This window comes from Chryseobacterium gwangjuense, assembly GCF_021311115.1.
Lineage (GTDB): Bacteria > Bacteroidota > Bacteroidia > Flavobacteriales > Weeksellaceae > Chryseobacterium > Chryseobacterium gwangjuense.
This window is the reverse complement of record NZ_JAJTNP010000001.1, coordinates 520,392-540,346: the sequence shown is the minus strand read 5'-3', so window position 1 is coordinate 540,346 and position 19,955 is coordinate 520,392. Positions and strand designations below refer to the sequence as shown.

The window sequence follows — 19,955 nt, the reverse complement described above, 5'->3', positions numbered from 1 at the left end:
TATTGTATAATTCTATTATTAGTATCCCGAAGCAATATGTGCATATATTTCTACATTATTGACCGTATATAAATCGGCATAGGAAAACCAAGCATTCAGTTCGTATTTTTCAAGTTTTCGTCCTCCGCCATAAGGGCGCCAGTCAATTTTATTATCTGTGATTAGTCCCGGGTAATTTTGATGAGGAGGCGCAGGAGATTCTTCGTCATGTTTTTTGGGTTTGAATTTACATGAAGTAACCATATTTAAATCATAGTTGGTAAGAAAGCATAATTGTGTAGTGACTGCCACCCAAGGACTCAGATTACCCGTTCCCTTTCTTTGATATTTCAATTTGGCAATAAGGCTGAAGAAAAATACGGCTTTTTGATAAGAAACTTTGGCATCTGCTCTATAAGTTGTTCCGGCATTATCTATTACGTGGGTTGGTCCCATGTCCGGTGCATCCTTTTTATGAAACATACTTTTTGCAGACATTAAAGTAAGACCTGTAACACCGGTTTTCAAATAATCAAATATGTCAATATCGCCTACAACATCCAGATCCCATTCATTAGTAAGCATATTCATTCTGTCAGATTTGAAATTTCCATTTTTCAGATCATCATAGTTGGTTGGAAGGTAGCTGCTGTTCATTTCCAAAACATAGCCATCATCAATTCTGGAATTAAAAACAAAATGATCTATCTGAATCATTCCATGACGGTCTATAATTCTTAGTAGTAAAGGATCAACATAACTGGAATTTTTAAATCCTTCGATTGTAATTTCGGGATTGGCATTAATATCCTCTGTATAAGGAATATTATTTTCAAAATTCTCGACTTCATAATAAGAATAAGACGAAATAAATCCTATGCTTTCTTCCCAGTCATTAAGTTCTTCATTAGACATTCCTGAAAGTTGATTAAGAACTTCTTCATACGCTTCTACGGATTCAAATTTTAAGAAACCTTGACTTGATACGGAAACTCCGGTGAATGATTGATCCATAGCACTTTTTGCTATTATTTCATTTTTCATTTCTGTATTTTGAATAGAGTCATCAGACATACATGAAGTAAGAGAAAGAGCGATGGCTAAAATCATAGATAAGATTTTTTTCATAGTAATATCAGTTAATGTTAATAATGTTTATTGATAAAACTAAAGTAAAGAGGATCGGTATAAAAAAATTATCAAATCTAATAAGTGTAGCCGTTAAGCAAGTAAATGTCAGAGATTTCCTAATAACTGGTTGAAGAAAAAATAAGAAGTTTACTAATCATAAACTTCTTAAAATCTGTAGTAGAAAAAATAAATCTTAGTCCATAGTATCGATTTTTTGTAAGAAATCATTCTTTTTACGAACAGATACATCCAAAACAGAGCAGTCGCTCATTACGACCTGTCCGCCTTTACCTTTAATATATTCCTGAAGATGATCAAGATTGATAAGATGCTTATGATGGATTCTGAAAAAATTATGCTCAATAAGAGTCTCTTCAAAATCATGCAGCGTTTTTGAGACCATTATTTTGCTTTTATCCGTTAAGTAAAAGATCGTGTAGCTTGAATCTGCCTCACAACGGACGATATCGGAAAGGTTGAATCTTTTAAAACCCTGAAGCGTAGGTAAACTGATTTTATTATTTTGAAGAGAATGAGCATTGGCAATTGCTTTACTTTTCTTCAGGTTTTCCAGTGCTTTATTCACGGCAATGATGAAATCCATCTTTTTAATAGGCTTTAACAGGTAATCCGTCGCTCCGTTTTTAATCGCCTGAATGGCAAAATTCTCATAAGCGGTAATAAAAATGATCTGTGAGGAAAGTTCTTTGAAGTTGGACAGCAGATCGAAGGCGGTACCATCATTCAGCTGGATGTCTAAAAATAAAATATCCGGAGAGTTTTTGGTAAGATAAACGAATGCTTCCTCAACGCTTGATGCCTGAAAATCAATTTCAATCTCGGGAAATTCATTTTCCAGCAGCAAAGCAATATATTCTCTGCCGTCTTTTTCGTCATCAATGATGCAAGCCTGTATTTTTGTTTTCATAGGGTGTTAGATAGAGTTTTATTTGTGTTCCTGTTTTTTGATATTCTGAAAGATCTTTGATTTCTAAAATAATATGGGTTTCAAAAAGCTGTTTGAATGTTTCGATTCTTTTTTGGGAAAGCTTTACTCCGAAAGAGTTTGCTTTAGCCATAGATTCCGGTAGGTTTCCGATTCCCACACCATTATCTTCAATAGTAATACTTAATGCTGAATCGGAATGATCAAAATAAATTTCAATATACCCTTTTCTATCCTTAAGATTGGAGATGCCATGTTTTATAGCATTTTCCACAAAAGGCTGTATCAGTAAAGATGGAATAACCCAATTCCTGTTTACTTTCTCAGATGCGGATATTTTATAATCGAACAGATCTTTCAAACGGAGTTTCTCCATATCTAAATACAAAGAAAGATACTCTATTTCCTCATGTATCGGCATGAAGGTTTTCTCTGAATAATGCAGTGTTTTTCTGATCATTTGTGAGAAAATATCTAGATAATTCTCAGTTTCCTGATAATCCTTTTTGTACAATAAAAACTGAATGGAGTTCAGGCAATTATAAATAAAATGGGGATTGATTTGCGCTTTAATGGCTTGTAATTCCAATTCCGCAATCTTTTTTTCGTAGTTGAGGGTTTCCAGTTTTTTATTACGTTTTTTTTGGAAATAAAAATTGATAATTGTAAAAAGAATGCTCAGTATTACAAGCATTAATAATAATTTAAACCACCATGTCTGCCAAAAATGAGGTTTGATTTCAAAAGCAAGATCTGTGGAAGTCTGAGATTGTTTTCCATTATACCCTAATCCGAAAACTTTCAAGACATATTTACCGGGAGGTATAGAATTCAGAATGATTTTCGGGGAATTACTGACTTGCCATTCATCGCTAAGTCCCGTTACCTTATATCTGTAACTAATTTTCCCCTGAGAAGCATAATCAAGAAAGCTGAGGTTGAAAACCACATCGTCGGGAGTAGATCCTTCCGGTGTTTTGGTAAGATCAAAATACTCATTGTTTCCAATCTTTACAGAATTGATGATTACTTTTTTGTTGATGAATTTTTTCTGTGCAAGAAGTTTTTTAATAGAAAGAATACCTAGGCCTTTAGAAGTGCCTATAAAAATAGAGTCGTTTTTTATCACAGAACCGGCTACAACATTGGAAGGAAGACCATCTATTTGGGTGAAATTATTGATTTTTAATTTTTTTCCAGTGAGGTCAATTCTTGAAATTCCATAGTTGGTACTTGCCCAAAATGTGGTAGGTGTTTCAATATCTATTCTCTTTATCTGATTACTCAATAATCCGTTGTTTTCGGAAATCTTTTGTAACACTTTTTTGTTGTTAAAAATGACAATTCCATTGCTATTGGTGGCTCCTATATAAAGATTGTCTTTAAGCTTTTTAAGATCGGTGAAATAATATCCTTTTAGGAATAGGGTGCTCTTCTTTGTTTTTACGTTTAATTTGTACAAATTACTAAAATCACCGACAAATATGCTGTCCTTAGTGTACGGAAGAGCATTATAGGTTCTTTTTGTGAAAACATAATCTGTTTTTTTACTATCAGTATTATAAATAAGCAACCCGGCAGAATTGCATATTAGTATAGAATTATGAGTATAAGGAACTATGTTTTTAGGACCTCCTCCTATTATATAACTTATATAGCTTATAGTACTTTTGTTACTGGAGATGTCGTAAAGAATAAATTTAGAAGAAAGCCCGAAAAGCAATATGTTTTTATTGGTATACAAAGCTCTATTCTCCGTTTTATCTGATGGATCAAGCTCAATCTCTCTTAGTTTTCCGTTTTTATAAATAGCACCGGCAGCTCTGTCGTATCCTACAACAATGTGATTATCATTTTGACTGATTGTTTTTATGTATTCTGAATTATTCTTTAAAGGCAGGTTGATGTAGTTGGCAAAAAAAGCTTTGCTGATAAAAGAAATGCCTTTATTCCTTAAACTGAACCAAACATTGTCATCTTTATCAACGAAAACATAATGTATGACCTGGTCTTTTAGTAAGGTGAGAGGGGGAGCTAAAGCTAAAGACTTGCTTTCATCAAGTAGTGATTGGTTGAAATATAAGACACCACCATTGGCCATACTAAGCCATAATTTATTATTCTTATCAATAATTGAATTGACAATTCTTCCAGTCAATGGAGAAGTGAAAGTCTTTTTTAAATGATTCGCGTCCTGGAATTTATAAATATCAAGTTTTTTTCCATCATAGAATACCAGGATATTATTCTTATCATAAATAGGACCACCTTGAATGTTGGGTATTATTTCCTGCTTTTTACTAATGGTATTATAGGCAACAATATAGTTTTCCAGGTCACTTTTTAAATACAAAGTATTGGTCTGGTAATCAAATTTGAAAGCCTGTAGATATCGATCTTTGTAATCGATGGATATAGGATGTCTTTTGAGCTGTTCATTTTCATAAATAAAAATATCTTTAGGATCACGGAGATTATGTAAATAGAGGGTATTGCCGTTTTGTGTTATAACTGGAACATAATTGGAAAATGGGTTGGCAAGATATTTATTAAGATTAGAATTCATGATTTTACCATTTTTTAGGTACGTAAAATCATTCAGGAATGGAACTATAAAAATTTCACCGTTGGGTAAAGGCGCGCAGGTAATGACATCAATGTTCTTTAACCCTTCTTTTCTTCCATATTGTTTAAACTCTTTTCCATCAAAACGGAATAAACCGTTATCTGTACCAATCCACATAAAACCATTGTAATCCTGGTTCATACGATACGTGTAAGAACAGTTTAATCCGTCATTTTCACTATAGTTGATTAAACCAGGAATCTGGCAAACATAAAGTGGAGAAAAGAGCAGAATAAATAGTAGAATATATATATTATTTGAAATCTTCTCTTTCTTTGATGTATTCATGAATAAAAATTGGTTTTCGTGGTGATAATTTATTTTTTAGAGACTCAAATTAAGAAAAAATAAATGATTAAAGCCTGTGTAATTTTATCCAATTTCGTATTTTTGTATGTTTGCTGAAATTACATATGTCACAAGAAATAAACCCAATCTATTCCGAAGATAATATCAGAACCCTCGATTGGCAGGAACACATACGTTTACGTCCCGGAATGTACATCGGGAAACTGGGAGACGGATCTTCTGCTGATGACGGTATTTATATTTTACTTAAAGAAATTCTGGATAACTCGATCGATGAGTTCAGAATGAAATCCGGTAAAAGAATTGAAATAAAATTGGACGATGGTAAAGTTACCATTCGTGATTTTGGCCGTGGTATTCCGTTGGGAAAAGTAGTAGATGCTGTTTCCAAAATGAATACGGGAGGGAAGTACGACAGCAAAGCCTTCAAAAAATCCGTAGGTTTGAACGGGGTGGGTACAAAAGCGGTAAATGCTTTGTCAGATTTTTTCCGTGTACGATCTTTCCGAGACGGGAAAATGAAAGTGGCAGAATTTTCAAGGGGGTTAATTACCGAGAACTTTGATGAAAAAGATACTTCAGACCGAAACGGGACTGAGATTTCTTTTATTCCGGATGCTGAAATTTTCCTACATTTTAAATTCAGAAAAGAGTATATCGAAAGAATGCTCCGCAATTATGCCTATCTGAATCCGGGACTTACCATTCTTTTCAACGGAGAAAAATTTTATTCTGAAAATGGTCTTAAAGACTTATTGGACGAAGAATTGGAAAATGAGACATTATATCCAATTGTTCATTTGAAAGACAACGATATAGAAGTTGCGATCACCCATACGGATAAATCGCAGACGGAAACGTATTTTTCATTCGTAAACGGACAAAATACGACACAGGGAGGAACGCATTTAAATGCTTTTCGTGAAGCCTATGTGAAAACAATTCGTGAGTTTTTTAATAAAAATTTCGATGCATCGGATGTTAGAAAATCGATTGTAGCTGCCGTTTCCATTAATGTGGAAGAACCCGTTTTCGAATCTCAAACCAAAACAAAATTAGGTTCAAATGATATCGGACCCAACGGACCGACGGTAAGAACTTTTATCATCGATTTCTTAAAAAGTAAACTGGATAATTTTTTACATAAAAATCCAGAGGTTGCTGAAGCGATTCAAAGAAAAATCTTAATTTCAGAAAGAGAAAGAAAAGAGCTTTCAGGAATTCAGAAGCTGGCAAGAGAAAGAGCGAAAAAAGTATCTCTTCACAATAAAAAGCTTCGTGACTGCAGACAACATTATAACGATCAGAAAGCAGAAAGAAAAGCTGAAACGCAGATATTTATTACCGAGGGAGATTCTGCATCAGGATCTATCACAAAGTCGAGAGACGTGGAAACTCAGGCTGTATTTTCGTTAAAAGGGAAACCGCTGAACTGCTATGGTCTTACCAAAAAGGTCGTTTACGAAAACGAAGAGTTCAATTTGCTTCAGGCGGCTTTAAATATTGAAGAAAGTCTGGAAGATTTAAGATATAATCAGGTAATTATTGCTACCGATGCCGATGTCGACGGGATGCACATCAGATTGCTGATGATCACATTCTTCCTGCAGTTCTTTCCGGATATTATTAAAAACGGACATCTTTATATTCTGCAAACGCCTTTATTCAGGGTAAGGAATAAAAAAGAAACAAGATATTGTTATAGTGAACTGGAAAGAGTGAAAGCTTTGAATGAATTGGGCAAAAATCCTGAAATTACCCGATTTAAGGGGTTGGGAGAAATCTCTCCTGATGAGTTTAAACATTTTATAGGCAAGGATATAAGATTGGAACCTGTTGTGTTAGGAAAAGATCAGACGATAGATCAGCTTTTAGAATTTTATATGGGTAAAAATACTCCGGACAGACAGACTTTTATTCTAGAAAATCTGGTAGTAGAAGATCAGGATATTCAAAATAAAGAAATTTTGGATTAAAATAGTAGTAAAAATAGGAGAGAGAATATGAGAATAAGTAACCGCAGTAAAATTTCAATGTATAATTTCATTAATATGATGCTGTTGTTGACTCTGGCAGGGGGTATAATTGCTTTCTTTTTAGAAGAAAGACTTAATATTTTGGGTGATTTCAGTTATCTTTTTATAGTAATTCCAACGATTATGTTGGGAGCGTTTTATCTTATTGGAAGGCAGATTTTTGAGTACGATAGTGATGGAGAGGCATTGAATTTTAAAAACAGGAATATTGTTCCTTTTATCAACAAACCATTAAGTGATGAGTTTCCCAAATATAAACTGATTAGCTACGAAATTATAGATATATTTCTGATCAAGAGGCTGTATGTAAAAGTATCCAGCAAGAATATGGGTTCTACGATGCTGAAATATGAAATATCATATCTGTCTAAAAAAGAAATAAAAGATTTAAAATTCTCTCTAAATAAAGTAGTAAAAACTAATAACGAGAAAAAAGAGTTAACTAAATGATGACAGAAGAAAACTCGCATGAAGGTGAGAGCCTGAAAAAAGTCTCCGGACTTTATAAAGATTGGTTTCTGGATTATGCTTCTTATGTAATTTTGGACAGGGCAATTCCTTCAGTTTTTGATGGTTTTAAACCTGTACAGAGAAGGATTATGCATTCCATGCGTGAGCTGGAAGACGGGCGATATAATAAAGTAGCCAATATCGTAGGAAACACCATGAAATATCACCCTCATGGTGATGCTTCTATTACGGATGCTATGGTAGGAATCGGGCAGAGAGAGCTTTTGATAGACACTCAGGGAAACTGGGGAAATATCTATACGGGTGACTCAGCAGCAGCGGCGAGATATATTGAAGCCAGATTAACCCCTTTTGCTTTAGAAGTTGTTTTTAATCCTAAAACGACGGAATGGACAAAATCTTACGATGGAAGAAATAATGAACCGATAGATTTGCCGGTTAAATTCCCGTTGCTTTTGGCGCAGGGAGTTGAAGGAATCGGAGTAGGGCTTTCTACAAAAATTCTTCCTCATAACTTTAATGAATTAATTAATGCTTCTGTTGCTCATTTAAAAGGTAAAAAGTTTGAACTGTATCCTGATTTCCTTACGGCAGGTTTCCTAGATGTTTCCGAATACAATGACGGTCACAGAGGTGGAAAAGTAAGAGCCAGAGCAAGAATCAATCAGGTGGATAAACACACTTTGATGATTACCGAGCTTCCGTTTTCAAAAACGACGAGCGATCTTATCGATTCTGTGTTAAAAGCGAACGAAAAAGGGAAAATCAAGATTAAAAAAATTGAAGATAATACTTCAGATAAAGTAGAAATTCTGATTCATCTTCATAACGATATGTCTCCTGATAAAACAATTGATGCATTGTACGCATTTACAGATTGTCAGGTTACGATTTCTCCGAATGCCTGTGTAATTGTAGGGGACAAACCCATGTTCCTTAATGTTTCTGAAATCTTAAGACGAAATACAGAACACACCAAAGAATTACTGAATAAAGAGCTTGAAATTGAGCTTCATGAATTACAGGAAAGCTGGCATTTCTCTTCATTAGAAAGAATCTTTATTGAAAACAGGATCTATCACGATATTGAAGAGGTTAAAAGCTGGGAAGAAGTTTTAACAACTATTGATGCAGGATTAAAACCTCATACAAAGCACCTCTTAAGAGCCGTAACGGAAGAGGATATTTTAAAATTAACGGAAATCAGAATTAAGAGAATTTCGAGATTCGATTTAGATAAATTTAAAGAAAATATTGCTGCTCTTGAAGGTAAAATCGAGCAGGTAAAATACCATCTAGCAAATCTTACCCAGTATGCCATTGATTATTATTTAAATATTCAAAAGAAATACGGGAAAGACAGACAGAGAAAAACAGAGCTTAGAATCTTTGATACGATTGATGCTACAAAAGTGGCGGTTGCCAACGAGAAATTCTATGCCAATTTCGAAGAAGGATTCATTGGAACTTCCTTGAAAAAAGATCAGTATTTATTCGACTGTTCAGATATCGATGATATTATCACTTTCCGAAAAGACGGAAGCATGAAGGTGGTAAAAGTGGAAGCGAAAACGTTTATCGGAAAAGACATTCTCCATGTTGCAATTTGGAAGAAAAACGATAAAAGAACGGTTTACAACATGATTTATCGTGAGGGAAGAGAAGGTCCTTATTATATGAAGCGTTTTTCCGTAACCGGAGTAACTAGAAATACGGATTATCCGTTAGCTTCTGATAAAAAAGGTTCAGAAACCCTTTATTTCTCAGCCAATCCAAATGGTGAAGCGGAAACGGTAAGCGTGCTTTTAAAACCCAATCCGAGAATCAGAAAGAACAAAATGGACATCGATTTCTCTGAATTGGCTATTAAAGGAAGAGATTCAAAAGGAAATCTGGTTACCAAATATTCGGTGAAAAAAGTGGATATGAAGGAAGAAGGCGTTTCTACTTTAGCTCCGAGAAGAATTTGGTTTGATGAGACGGTAAGAAGACTGAATGCAGATGTAAGAGGTACATTATTAGGAAGCTTTAAAGGAGATGATAAAATATTAACCGTCAACACCAACGGAGAAGCAAAATTAGTGAGTTTTGATCTCGGGAACCGCTTTGATGATGAATACTTAATCCTTGAAAAATGGAAGCCACAACAAGCTGTGACGTGTATCTATTATGACGGTGAGAAAGAAATTTATTTTATCAAAAGATTCTTGCTGGAAAATAATACCAATCCTCAGACTTTCATGCCTTCAGAACACTCGAAATCTTTTATAGAAAGTATTATTGTAGCGAATAATGCGACTGCTGAAATTATTTTTGCGAAAGATAAAGGTAAGGAGCGTGATCCTGAAACGATAAATATTGATGAATTTATTGCTGTAAAAGGAATTAAAGCTATCGGAAACCAGTTTACAAAATTCAAGGTAAAATCGATTAATATTACAATTCCGGAACCGGAAGAAGAGGAACCTGAAGTGTACGAAGAGCCGGAACGTTTTGAAGGAGATGATGATGGGGGTACCATCGGAGATTTGTTCCAAAGTGGTGACGAGAATACAGAAGATTAAATGCTGAAAAAATTATGAACATTCTGATATTAGTTATAGCGATTACAGCTATTATAAGCTTTGTAGCACCTAATGGAAGCAGTAATTTTGAAAAATATAAATTCAGTGTCGGTTCTATTATGAACCGAAAAGAATATATTCGTTTATTATCCTCAGGATTTTTACACGCAGATCTTATGCATCTGGTGTTTAATATGTTGACGCTATATTTCTTTGGCCCTGTTGTTATTCAGGGATTTGGAAATTTAGGCTTTATAATTATTTATTTTGGGTCTATTTTATTAGGAAATATATTTTCATTATTTGTGTATCAAAGACAGCCATGGTACTCCGCAATCGGAGCGAGTGGAGGAGTTTCAGGGATTTTGTTTGCATCGATCGCAATGATTCCCCATCTGGAAATTTATATGTTTTTTATTCCGATAGGTATTCCAGGATATATATTTGGTCTTATTTATTTTAGTTATTCTGTTTATATGATGCTGAACCCCAATCAACACGATAATATTGGACATGCAGCGCATTTAGGAGGGGCTTTTTTCGGACTGCTTTATGCCGTTGCTAATCAACCGCAAGCAGCAATAGCCAATTCATTATATCTTGGAATTATGGCTCTTCCTTTAATTTATTTAAGTTATGAGATCTTTATCAATAAGAAAATTAGATAGAATTTAAATAGTAAGATAAAAGAAAAGTCAGCAATTTTGCTGACTTTTTATTTTAATTGGAAAGTTGATCTAAGGCTTCTTCCAGGTTTTCTACAAAATGAATATGCCGGGTTTTATTACTTTCGAAAACAAAATCCTTAAAACTTTTGCTTTCATATTTGCTAAAATCACCTATGATTGCTAGTCTTACCCGGTAATTCGAAAACTTTTGAAGAATGTCACCCGCAATCTTTGTTTTTAAATCAAAGAACTCCGAAGTAATATTTTTCTCATAGATAACCACTTTATCAAAATCCTGATAATAAATATTTCCTAAAAGATCCAACCCATCCTGAGCGGAATTGACAATGATTTCTTCAGAAATGACTTCTGCAATTTTTGTATTGTTGATTTGGTGAGTTTTGATTTCCATATCTTATTTCTTTCCGAAAATAAAACGATCGTTATCAGATAAATCTTTTATTAATTGAGCTTCAGAAAAATTTCTAGTATAAAGTTCTAATGTTTCAGGACCTAGTTTCTGATTAATTTCAAGAAATAGCAATCCATTTTCATTAAGATGTTTTTCTGCATCTTCTGCAATTTTTCGATAAAAGATCAAAGCATCAGAAGTAGGAGAGAACAAGGCCACTGTAGGTTCAAATTCTTTAACGGAATCAGCAATTTCATATTCTTCTTCAATTCCGATATAAGGCGGATTTGAAATAATCACATCAAAATCCTGCTTCAAATCGAAATTTAGATAATCAGCATGAATAAAATTGATGTCCAGCTGATGAAAATCGGCGTTCTTTTTAGCCGTTTCCAACGCTTTTTCTGAGAAATCAATAGAAGTAACTTCCGCTTCTGGAAAATACTTTTTCAGCACCAAAGGAATAATTCCGCTTCCGGTTCCAATGTCCAGAATCTTTAAACTTTGAAGAGACAATTCGGAATTTTGAATCTTGTGTATGGCCAATTCCAGTAATTCTTCAGTTTCAGGTCTTGGAATCAATACATGTTCATTCACGAAAAACTTCATTCTATAGAACTCGGTTTCACCCAAAATATGCTGATAAGGTTTGTTGGTTTTTAATTCTGAAATGACCTGTAAAAGATCTTGTTCATCCTGAATCAATAATTCCTGATTAGAAAATCTTCTTTGATGAAAACTGTCAAAACCTACCACTTTTTCCACAAAAACGGAACACAAAAAAGCACTTTCAGACTCTGTATAGAGTTCGGAAAGCTGGGTTTTAAAATACCTCTTAAATTCTAAAATTGTCATTTATCTTGTGAAAACCAGATTTGTATCCGTCGATTTTTCTTCATCAATTCTGTAACCTTCATAGTTAAATGCTTTTACATCATTCAATGTTTTGGCATTGGTTTCTGCACAGAATCTTACGACCAATCCTCTTGCATGTTTTGTATATACTACGATAGTTTTTAGTTTCCCGTCTTTTAATTCGTAAAAATCAAAATCGATGACTTTATGGTTTAGTTTCTTTCTGTCGATTACTTTTCCGTACTCGTTACTGCATAAGTGAAGCAGAACCTCGTTCTTTTTCATCTCAGAATTCAGCTGTTCTGTTACTTTTTCTCTCCAGAATTTATACAGATTTTTGTATTGGTCAAACTCAAAATGTCTTCCCATTTCCAGTCTGTAAAGCATTACTCTATCGGAAGGTTTTAGAAGTCCATATAAACCCGAAAGCATCCTGTAGTTTTTTTGTAAATAATCTACAGCATTTTTGTCTAATGTTTTTGCGTCTAATCCTCTGTAAACCTCACCGGTAAATGCAAACATGGCGGGAGCAGATTCTTTTGCAGTTGGTTTTGCCTTCCATTTTTGGTTTCTTTCCCAGTTTTCATCTGCCAATTTGGGTGATATTTCCATCAGTTCGGAAAGATATTTCGGAGATTTTTCTTTTAAATAGGAGTGTATAAATGCTGCTTCTTCAATGAATTTTGGAGTGGTTGCTCTCAACAGATCCGTTGAGTTTTCTACATTCATTAATTTTGCAGGAGAGGTAATTATTTTCATAAAAATTCTAAGTTAATATTGAAGTTCAAATACAAGTATTGAACTTTGGGTCCGGAGTTTACAGTATTCCTTTTCCCTGACGAATAAGTTCTGGCTCACCGGAAGTAAGATCCACAATAGTAGAAGCTACATTATCTCCATATCCGGAATCAATCACGATATCTACCAAATGATCATATTTTTCTGCAATCAGTTCAGGATCGGTAGAATATTCAATGATTTCATCATCATCTCTGATGGAGGTGGATGCAATAGGGTGTCCCAGCTTTTCAACAATAAGCTGTGGAATAGGATGATCGGGAACACGAATCCCGATGGTTTTATGACCTTTGTAAGCTAAAGGTAAGCTTTTATTGGCTTCCAGGATAAAGGTAAACGGACCGGGAAGGCGACTTTTTAAATATCTGAAAACAGAAGTATCTATAGGTCTTGTAAAGTCTGAAAGATGGCTTAGATCATTACAAATGATAGAAAATTTGGACTTTTCTAATTTAATCTTTTTCAGTTGAGCCAGTTTTTCCATGGCTTTAACATCAAAAATATTACAGCCCAATGCATAAATTGTATCGGAAGGATAAATAATGAGCCCGCCATTATTTAAAGTTTTAATGACCTCATTAATAAGGTTTTCCTGTGGGTTTTCAGGGTAGATTCTTAGTATTTTTGCCATAAAACAAAGATACTAATTATATAATAGTTTCCATAAAAATCCTTTATTTAAAAGAAAAATTAGGATTTTAAAAATATTGTTGTATATTTGCATCACAATATCGCGGGATGGAGCAGTAGGTAGCTCGTCGGGCTCATAACCCGAAGGTCATCGGTTCGAGTCCGGTTCCCGCTACTAAAAAAAGAGAATTACAATTTGTAGTTCTCTTTTTGTTTTTTATTACCTCCGAATTTTAAAAATTTGCCATAAAAAAATCCCACCGTTTAAAGTGGGATTTTATATTATTGTGCTACCTCGCTATAAGGTCTAAGTTTATAATCATCAGATTTTGGTTGCTCTAAGAATTCTTTTTTCTGAGCCCCTTTCATTCTTTGTGAAGCCTCGCTTGCTACATAATAAGCGTCACCTAGCTTTTTAGTAATTTCAGACGGTGTGAAATCTTTTTTAATATCACTGTCAACTCCGATATATCCGTTTTTCTTTGTGATAAAACTGATGTAGTTGTTATAGTTGATGAATGTGTTTCTTAAATACTGAGTGTGGTACTGCATACATTTCTTTGCTTTTTTTGAAGAATTGTTAAGAATACAGTTAGACATATTCCCATTATATAACCAAAATTCAGATTGTAAAATGGCATACTCTTTTCCTAATGCAGTTTTTCCGTTGGTATAAATGCTGTTATCTCCTTCTTTGTCTGCAATGGCCTTAAGATGTTCCAGAACCAAAGGAACCGTGTTTTCTATTTTTGTTTTAGCTTCTCCTATCGCGCTGAAGTCAGCTGCAGGAGAATTTTTTTGTGCAGTCGCTACATTAAAAGCAAGTAGTAATAGTACAATCAATAAATTATATCTTTTCATGAGAAATTTTTAAGCCACTAAAATAAATATATTTTCTCAGTTTTGACAACTTCATTTTAATTTTATTTAATAAAATTTAACATGTTTTAAGGATTTTTAGTGTAATAAAGCATTTTTTGTGAAGATTAAATATATCATAATCCTTCTAATTAATAAAAATAATGACTTGAATGTAAATTTATTGTATTGATTTTCAATCAAATATGATTTTCGCTCTCTTTATCACTAAAAAAATAGTTGTTCGAAAACAATTTAATTCTATATTTGTATAACTAATTTATTAGTGATATGAAATAATAGCTGTTTCATAGTATAGCAGAATTAAACATCGGGATATGAAAATTCAAACTCTTACAAAAGCTGAAGAACAGGTAATGCAATATGTATGGAAAATAGAAAAAGGATTTTTAAAAGACATTCTTGATCTATTTCCTGATCCTAAACCTCATACCAATACAGTTTCCACCATACTAAAAGTATTGAAAGAGAAAGAATTTGTTGATTATAATGTGATCGGAAGACAGCACGAATATTATTCTTTGGTTTCTAAAGAGCAATATTCGGGAAAGACAATGAAAAGCCTTGTGAAAAATTATTTTAAAGGCTCTTATAAAAGTGCGGTTTCTTTTTTAGTGGAAAAGAATGAAATGAGTGTTGAGGATTTGGAAATGTTATTAAATGAGCTTAAAAAGAAAAGCTAATATTTAAATGAGGTTGCTCTGTAACATTTTGATGGGTTCAGTTGTCTTTAAAAGACAAAGCGTAGGCAAAATAAATAACATAAAAGGTACAGAATTTTAACCTCCTTAAAAACATACACAATGACGGCATTTATTTTAGAATTATTTTTTCAGCTATGGGATTGGTTTCTTTCTCTGTTTTAGGGAAAAACGATCCATGAGGAAGCTGTGAAGCAGAAATAGTATTATTTGATTAAAGCAATTATCCAAATCATGGAAGCATTACTCTATATTATAAAAGTGATTATTTGTTCGGGTGTTTTACTGGGATATTACTATCTCTCGCTCAAGGACAAGACCTTTCACCATTACAATAGGTTTTATCTGTTGTTTTCGATACTGATTTCTCTACTGCTTCCGATGATTAGGCTTGAAGATTTTACCATTGAGGTAAATCAGAATATCTATATGCTGATCGATAAAGTGCAGAACTTTAGCACAGCAGAAAATACAAATACCCATGAAAACTTATATTATACACTTGCTTTTTCAGTTTTAGGAGTCGTTTCCATGTATTTCTTAGGAAAATTTATTTACGGAACCTTTAAAATCCATGAACTGAAAAGCCAGTTTGAAAGAGAAAACATAGAAGGGATCAATTTTTACCGTACCGATCTTACTGATGCTCCTTTTTCCTATTTTAAAAACCTTTTCTGGAAGAATTCCATTACGTTGAATTCAGAAATAGGAAAGCAGATTTTAAAACATGAAATGGTTCATATCGAGCAAAAACATACGTTTGATAAAATCATTTTAGAGATCATAACCTCGGTATTCTGGTTCAATCCGTTCTATCATTTGATAAAAAAAGAAATTAATTTAATCCACGAATATCTGGCTGATAAAAAAGCCGTAAAACAATCGGATACCAAAGCATTTGCGCAGATGCTTTTAGCAAGTCACTTTTCCGGAGTAGAGTTACCTGCGACGAGTCCGTTTCTAAGTTCCAATCTTAAAAAACGATTAACAATGTTACAACAATCACAGACAAAGTTCGGGTATGCGCGAAGAATTTTAGCCTTACCGGTAGTATTCACAGTAGCGTTTGCTTATATGGTCAATGCGAAGAATAAAGAAATAGCAAAAACAAACCTTGAAATAGAGAAGGCAGTTTCTCAGATCAAAAAAGACACCATACGACCTGATCGTTCTAAAAATGAACAGGTTAGGATTTACAGAAAAACAAATGATGAGAAAAAAATAGCAGAACTGGGGAAAAAAATCGAAGAAAAAAGTAAAGCGCTTAAAAAATTAAAGCCTGAAACTCAAGAGTTCGATAAAAATGTAGAAGAAATCGCACAGCTTTCCGGAGAGATCGCAAAAATCACTAATTCGGACGATTTTCATAAATCATTAACCAGAATAAAGGTGAATGGTAAAGAAATGAATATGGATGAATTTTTCAATTCGGATCAATGGAAAAATCAAATGAAAGACCTGAAAGATTTCAAATTTGAAATGTCTGATTTTCCTGAATTTGAAAGATCTGTATTTATTGTTCCTACGCCGCCAAATGCACCCAGAGCTCCAAGAGTTCCACGTGTTCCCAATCCTCCAAGTCCTCCAGATGCTCCGCAAATACGAGTGTTTAAAAGCAATGATCTGAAATATCCTGCTTACAGTAAAAAAGCTGAAAGAGAAATGAAAAAGGCTAGAAAACTTGCTGAAAAAGCGAGAGAAGCCGGTGAAAAAGCAAGAATTCAGGGGGAGAAAGCCAGATTTGAAAATGAAAAAGCAAGATGGGGAGATGAGAATGCCAGAGTAGAAGCTGATAAAATCAGAAAATCTATTTCTTATAATTTTAATTACACTCAGCCTAGAGTAATGAAAATTACGGCAAATTCAATGATGAAAAGCCTTGATGGAAGTAATTTTTCGGCTTCCGGAATTTCTAAAATAGATGGAGATATAGGGATTTCCAAAATTTATATCAATGGAAAAGATGCTTTAGAAGAGAACGTGAAAGTTATTATCGACGGAAAAGAAGCTTCAAGAGACGATATGAAATTATTGAAAGGAGATCAGATAGAATCTATCAGTATCAAAAAGAATTCACAAGACGGGAAAATGACAGGCGGAGAAATTTCTATCAATACGAAGAGTATGAAAAATAAGAAAGACGACTTATAGTATATCAAGCAATCATGGAAGTAATGTTCTATATCCTAAAAGTGATTATTTGTTCGGGTGTTTTACTGGGATACTATTATCTCTCGCTCAAGGACAAGACCTTTCACCATTACAATAGGTTTTACCTGTTGTTTTCGATACTGATTTCTCTACTGCTTCCGATGATAAAGCTTGAAGATTTTACCATTGAGGTGAATCAGAACATCTATATGCTGATTGATAAAGTACAGAACTTTAGCACAGCAGAAAATACAAATACCCATGAAAACTTATATTATACACTTGCCTTTTCAGTTTTAGGAATCGTTTCCGTATATTTTTTAGGAAAGTTCATCTACGGAACCTTTAAAATCCATGAACTGAAAAGCCAGTTTGAAAGAGAAAATATAGAAGGGATCAATTTTTACCGTACCGATCTTACTGATGCTCCTTTTTCTTATTTTAAAAACTTGTTTTGGAAGAATTCCATTACGTTGAATTCAGAAATAGGAAAGCAAATTTTAAAACATGAAATGGTTCATATCGAGCAAAAACACACGTTTGATAAAATCATTTTGGAGATCATCACTTCGGTATTCTGGTTCAATCCGTTCTATCATTTGATAAAAAAAGAAATTAATTTAATCCACGAATATCTGGCTGATAAAAAAGCCGTAAAACAATCGGATACCAAAGCATTTGCGCAGATGCTTTTAGCAAGTCACTTTTCCGGAGTAGAGTTACCTGCGACGAGTCCGTTTCTAAGTTCTAATCTTAAAAAACGATTAACAATGTTACAACAATCACAAACAAAGTTCGGGTATGCGCGAAGAATTTTAGCCTTACCGGTAGTATTCACAGTAGCGTTTGCTTATATGGTCAATGCGAAGAATAAAGAAATAGCAAAAACAAACCTTGAAATAGAGAAAGCCGTTTCTCAGATCAAAAAAGATACGATACGACCAAATGCTGAAGAAGATCTTATCGAAGAACAATTAAAAAAAGGGGATTTTTATAACGATGCTTTGAGAGAAGACAATGAGAGAATTAACAAAATCAGCCAAAAAATCAGTGAAAAGAGTGCAGAAATTCAAAAAATGGTAAAATCTAAAAAAACGGATACACCGGAATTTGAAGCTAAACAAAACGAAATGGAAGCGTTATCTGATCAGATTGATGAAATTGTAAATTCAGAGAAATATAAGAACAATCTGAAAGCTATTGAAGATCATTATAGTAACGTTGAAAAATACTATAATTCTCCTGAGTTTAAAATGAAGATTGACGAGGCAGAAAAGCAAGCAAAAGAAGCGGAAGCTATGGTAAATTCTCCCGAATTTAAAAGAAAGATAGCAGAAGCAGAAAAAGCAGCGAAAAAAGCAGAAGCTATGGTGAACTCTCCTGAATTTAAGAGAAAAATAAGACAGGCTGAAAAGGAAGCAAAAAAAGCAGAGAAAAAGGCAAGAAAAATAGGAGAAGCAGCACAAAAAGATCTTGAAACATTCTATAATGATGCTGCAAAGAACAGACAGGATGCTTTCAATCAGGCTAAAGAAATACAGAATTTGCATCAAAAAGCAAGCAACAAAAGTAATTTTGCGATCTTTAGAATAGATAATTCTTTAAATAGAATTGGTGGTGTAAACGGTGTTCAAGTTGAAGATAATAAGAAATCACCTGTAGGAAAAACCGCTTTATTTATGATTAATGTTGATGTGCCTGAATTATACGTTAATGGAAAGAAAGTGAGCAGAGAAGAATTTATGGCGTATCAAAGTGATCCGAAAGACATCAATTTACCAGCGAATATCAAAGTTTTTAAAGTAGATCGTGTAGCAGGCGACAATAACAGATCGTACGCCAAAAGGATGGAGATTATCACGAATTAACTCATAAGAAATGAAGAAAATTTTAGTTTTAAACTACATTATATTGGGAATTGCGCTGAATGCTCAGATCAACAGATTCTTTTATGAATATAAATTTATTCCTGATTCTAATGATAAAGCAGATGTAAAAACAGAAATGATGTTTCTGGATATAGATAAGACAGGGTCTTCTTATTATAGCCGTGACAAATATATTGCTGATTCTACTCAAAGGGCAGATTTGGAAAAGCAGATTAGATCGGGTTCCGGAAATATCAGTATTAGCAGAAGAGAAAAACCGGGACAGGTTGCATTTAAAGTAACAAAAGATTATCCTGATTTTAAAACCTACCTTTTCAGAAGTATTTCTACGGATCAGTATAAAATAAAAGAAGATCAAAAGCCTGAATGGAAAATACTTTCCGATAAGCAAAAAATTGGAGAATATAATGCTCAAAAAGCGACAACAAATTTTGGCGGAAGAGAATGGGTAGCTTGGTTTGCAAGTGATCTGCCTTTCCAGGATGGACCTTACAAATTTTACGGATTACCGGGATTAATTGTTAAAATTGAAGATACTACAGGTTCCCACAGTATGACTTTGGTCGGAAATAAGGTGATCCAGAATAAAACGGAAGAAAATGAGACATCTTTACCTGAAAACGTTAAAGTATTTGGGATGGGAGGAAAAGAAATTGAAGTGACAAAAGATCAGTTCAGGAAAGTCTGGAAAGCCTATGTAAATGATCCTACCAAAAACATGAGAGAAATGATGATGAAAAATGGAGGAGATTCAAATAACAGAATGGTTTTCAAAACAAGAACAGCTGATGGAAAAGAGATTTCAGATCCTAATCAGGTGTTCCGGGAAATGGAAAAAAGAACCAAAGAATCTCTTGCTAAAAACAATAATCCTATTGAACCGGATTTAGTAAATTAAAATATATATATT

General features: G+C 33.7%; 16 protein-coding genes and 1 tRNA gene. 9 read left to right on the top strand and 8 right to left on the bottom strand.

Features of this window, described 5'->3' with window-relative positions:
- Window positions 1–18: 18 nt before the first annotated feature.
- The 3 genes from LV842_RS02420 to LV842_RS02410 all read right to left on the bottom strand — a co-directional run bounded on the left by LV842_RS02420 (window position 19) and on the right by LV842_RS02410 (window position 4,970).
- Entirely contained in the window at window positions 19–1,107 is a 1,089-nt protein-coding gene (locus LV842_RS02420; RefSeq protein ID WP_233109867.1) for a DUF4848 domain-containing protein, read from the bottom strand.
- 196 nt (window positions 1,108–1,303) lie between these two features.
- Window positions 1,304–2,038, bottom strand: coding sequence for a LytR/AlgR family response regulator transcription factor (locus LV842_RS02415; RefSeq protein WP_233109866.1), 735 nt, complete (start codon window positions 2,036–2,038; stop codon window positions 1,304–1,306).
- Entirely contained in the window at window positions 2,007–4,970 is a 2,964-nt protein-coding gene (locus tag LV842_RS02410) for a sensor histidine kinase (RefSeq protein ID WP_233109865.1), read from the bottom strand. Before LV842_RS02410 ends, LV842_RS02415 begins: the two co-directional genes overlap by 32 nt.
- 125 nt (window positions 4,971–5,095) lie before the next feature.
- Here LV842_RS02410 and LV842_RS02405 point away from each other — a divergent pair, with 125 nt between their 5' ends.
- The 4 genes from LV842_RS02405 to LV842_RS02390 are packed head-to-tail and all read left to right on the top strand — an operon-like array spanning window position 5,096 to window position 10,730.
- Window positions 5,096–6,967, top strand: a complete 1,872-nt coding sequence (locus LV842_RS02405) for a DNA topoisomerase IV subunit B (RefSeq protein WP_233109864.1) — start codon at window positions 5,096–5,098, stop codon at window positions 6,965–6,967.
- 57 nt (window positions 6,968–7,024) lie between these two features.
- On the top strand, window positions 7,025–7,477 hold the full coding sequence (locus LV842_RS02400) for a hypothetical protein (RefSeq protein WP_233109863.1): 453 nt from the start codon (window positions 7,025–7,027) through the stop codon (window positions 7,475–7,477).
- The gene (locus tag LV842_RS02395) at window positions 7,474–10,062 is read left to right on the top strand and encodes a DNA gyrase/topoisomerase IV subunit A (RefSeq protein ID WP_233109862.1); all 2,589 of its coding nucleotides are present in this window, start codon (window positions 7,474–7,476) and stop codon (window positions 10,060–10,062) included. The genes LV842_RS02400 and LV842_RS02395 overlap by 4 nt, the downstream gene beginning before the upstream one ends.
- Window positions 10,063–10,076: 14 nt before the next feature.
- Window positions 10,077–10,730, top strand: coding sequence for a rhomboid family intramembrane serine protease (locus LV842_RS02390; protein ID WP_233109861.1), 654 nt, complete (start codon window positions 10,077–10,079; stop codon window positions 10,728–10,730).
- Between the two features lie 52 nt (window positions 10,731–10,782).
- On the opposite strand, the gene LV842_RS02385 is transcribed toward LV842_RS02390, so the two are convergent.
- Genes LV842_RS02385 through LV842_RS02370 form a run of 4 tightly spaced genes read right to left on the bottom strand, consistent with a single transcriptional unit; the run spans window position 10,783 to window position 13,426 of the window.
- Complete coding sequence (locus tag LV842_RS02385) at window positions 10,783–11,142, bottom strand: DUF4180 domain-containing protein (protein WP_233109860.1); 360 nt, start codon at window positions 11,140–11,142, stop codon at window positions 10,783–10,785.
- Window positions 11,143–11,145: 3 nt separating this feature from the next.
- Window positions 11,146–11,997: a peptide chain release factor N(5)-glutamine methyltransferase gene (prmC, locus tag LV842_RS02380; RefSeq protein ID WP_233109859.1), complete on the bottom strand. Its 852-nt coding sequence runs from the start codon at window positions 11,995–11,997 to the stop codon at window positions 11,146–11,148.
- Complete coding sequence (yaaA, locus tag LV842_RS02375; protein WP_233109858.1) at window positions 11,998–12,756, bottom strand: peroxide stress protein YaaA; 759 nt, start codon at window positions 12,754–12,756, stop codon at window positions 11,998–12,000.
- 58 nt (window positions 12,757–12,814) lie between these two features.
- Window positions 12,815–13,426 carry an L-threonylcarbamoyladenylate synthase gene (locus tag LV842_RS02370; protein WP_233109857.1) on the bottom strand — a complete coding sequence of 204 codons (612 nt, stop codon included), beginning with the start codon at window positions 13,424–13,426 and terminating at the stop codon, window positions 12,815–12,817.
- 101 nt (window positions 13,427–13,527) lie between these two features.
- Between LV842_RS02370 and LV842_RS02365 the strand changes: the two genes are divergently transcribed.
- Window positions 13,528–13,600: transfer RNA gene (locus LV842_RS02365), tRNA-Met, on the top strand.
- A gap of 107 nt (window positions 13,601–13,707) precedes the next feature.
- Here LV842_RS02365 and LV842_RS02360 read toward each other — a convergent pair.
- On the bottom strand, window positions 13,708–14,286 hold the full coding sequence (locus tag LV842_RS02360; protein ID WP_233109856.1) for a hypothetical protein: 579 nt from the start codon (window positions 14,284–14,286) through the stop codon (window positions 13,708–13,710).
- A 335-nt stretch (window positions 14,287–14,621) separates the two neighbouring features.
- Here LV842_RS02360 and LV842_RS02355 point away from each other — a divergent pair, with 335 nt between their 5' ends.
- From LV842_RS02355 to LV842_RS02340, 4 genes are all read left to right on the top strand, one after another.
- A complete protein-coding gene (locus LV842_RS02355) occupies window positions 14,622–14,987 on the top strand; it encodes a BlaI/MecI/CopY family transcriptional regulator (protein WP_233109855.1) in 366 nt (121 codons plus the stop codon).
- Window positions 14,988–15,239: 252 nt separating this feature from the next.
- The gene (locus LV842_RS02350; RefSeq protein WP_233109854.1) at window positions 15,240–17,156 is read left to right on the top strand and encodes a M56 family metallopeptidase; all 1,917 of its coding nucleotides are present in this window, start codon (window positions 15,240–15,242) and stop codon (window positions 17,154–17,156) included.
- 161 nt (window positions 17,157–17,317) lie between these two features.
- On the top strand, window positions 17,318–19,024 hold the full coding sequence (locus tag LV842_RS02345; protein WP_233109853.1) for a M56 family metallopeptidase: 1,707 nt from the start codon (window positions 17,318–17,320) through the stop codon (window positions 19,022–19,024).
- Window positions 19,025–19,034: 10 nt separating this feature from the next.
- Window positions 19,035–19,943 carry a GLPGLI family protein gene (locus LV842_RS02340; RefSeq protein WP_233109852.1) on the top strand — a complete coding sequence of 303 codons (909 nt, stop codon included), beginning with the start codon at window positions 19,035–19,037 and terminating at the stop codon, window positions 19,941–19,943.
- Window positions 19,944–19,955: the final 12 nt, after the last annotated feature.